The sequence below is a fragment of the Ileibacterium valens genome (assembly GCF_001945525.1).
GTDB lineage: Bacteria > Bacillota_I > Bacilli_A > Erysipelotrichales > Erysipelotrichaceae > Ileibacterium > Ileibacterium valens.
Genome location: NZ_MPJW01000125.1, coordinates 1 through 1,560, shown reverse-complemented (window position 1 = coordinate 1,560; position 1,560 = coordinate 1). Strand labels below are relative to the sequence as shown.

Below are 1,560 nucleotides of genomic sequence, written 5' to 3'. Positions count from 1 at the left end.
TTCTCCTTAGAAAGGAGGTGATCCATCCCCACGTTCCCGTAGGGATACCTTGTTACGACTTAACCCCAGTCGTCGGCCCCGCCTTCGACGGCTCACTCCCTTGCGGGTTATGCCGCCGGCTTCGGGCGTTGCCGGCTTCCATGGTTTGACGGGCGGTGTGTACAAGGCCCGGGAACGTATTCACCGCGGCATGCTGATCCGCGATTACTAGCGATTCCGCCTTCATGAAGCCGGGTTGCAGGCTTCAATCCGAACTAAGACGCCTTTTGACGGTTCGCTTGCCATCACTGGTTTGCTTCGCGCTGTAGACGCCATTGTAGTACGTGTGTAGCCCAGGCCATAAGGGGCATGATGATTTGACGTCATCCCCGCCTTCCTCCGGTTTGTCACCGGCAGTCTGATATGAGTCCTCAACTCAATGTTAGCAACATATCATAAGGGTTGCGCTCGTTGCCAGACTTAACTGAACATCTCACGACACGAGCTGACGACAACCATGCACCACCTGTGTGGAAGATAACCTCCAGCTTATCTCTAAGCCTTCGCTTCCCATGTCAAGGCCTGGTAAGGTTCTTCGCGTTGCTTCGAATTAAACCACATACTCCACCGCTTGTGCGGGCCCCCGTCAATTCCTTTGAGTTTCACACTTGCGTGCATACTCCCCAGGCGGAGGAGTCATTGCGTTGGCTTCGGCACCGCATTTCATTGCGACACCTGCTCCTCATCGTTTACGGCGTGGACTACTAGGGTATCTAATCCTATTTGCTCCCCACGCTTTCGTGCCTGAGCGTCAGTTTCAGTCCAGGCGGCCGCCTTCGCCACTGGTGTTCTTCCATATCTCTACGCATTTTACCGCTACACATGGAGTTCCGCCGCCCTCTCCTGTACTCAAGTTCTCCAGTCTCATCAGCCAACAGAAGTTAAGCTTCTGCCTTTCACTCATGACTTGAAGAACCGCCTGCTCACCCTTTACGCCCAATCATTCCGGATAACGCTTGCCACCTACGTATTACCGCGGCTGCTGGCACGTAGTTAGCCGTGACTTTCTGGCCGGGTACCATCCAAAGAAAAGCATTTCCTCTTTCCTTCCTTTTTCCCCGGCAACAGAGCTTTACAATCCGAAGACCTTCTTCGCTCACGCGGCATTGCTCGTTCAGGGTTGCCCCCATTGACGAAAATTCCCTACTGCTGCCTCCCGCAGGAGTCTGGGCCGTGTCTCAGTCCCAGTGTGGCCGTCCGCCCTCTCAGGCCGGCTATGCATCATCGCCCTGGTGAGCCGTTGCCTCACCAGCCAGCTAATGCAGCGCAGGACCATCCATCCCCGAAGCGTCTCGCGCTTCTTTCATTTCGCTTAAAGGCTTAAGCAAAACCCATGCGGTATTAGTTTCCGTTTCCAGAAATTATCCCCCAGGTATGGCCAGGTTCCCTACGTGTTACTCACCCGTTCGCCACTGTATCCAAAGATACCGTTCGACTTGCATGTATTAGGCATGCCGCCAGCGTTCATCCTGAGCCAGGATCAAACTCTCCATTTGATTTGACTCAACGCTTTTGCGTTTT

Annotated in this window: 1 rRNA gene; it reads right to left on the bottom strand. The window is 54.1% G+C overall.

What is annotated here, in order from left to right:
- Positions 1 to 10 precede the first annotated feature (10 nt).
- Positions 11 to 1,535: ribosomal RNA gene (locus BO222_RS06185) — 16S ribosomal RNA — on the bottom strand.
- Between the last annotated feature and the right edge of the window lie 25 nt (positions 1,536 to 1,560).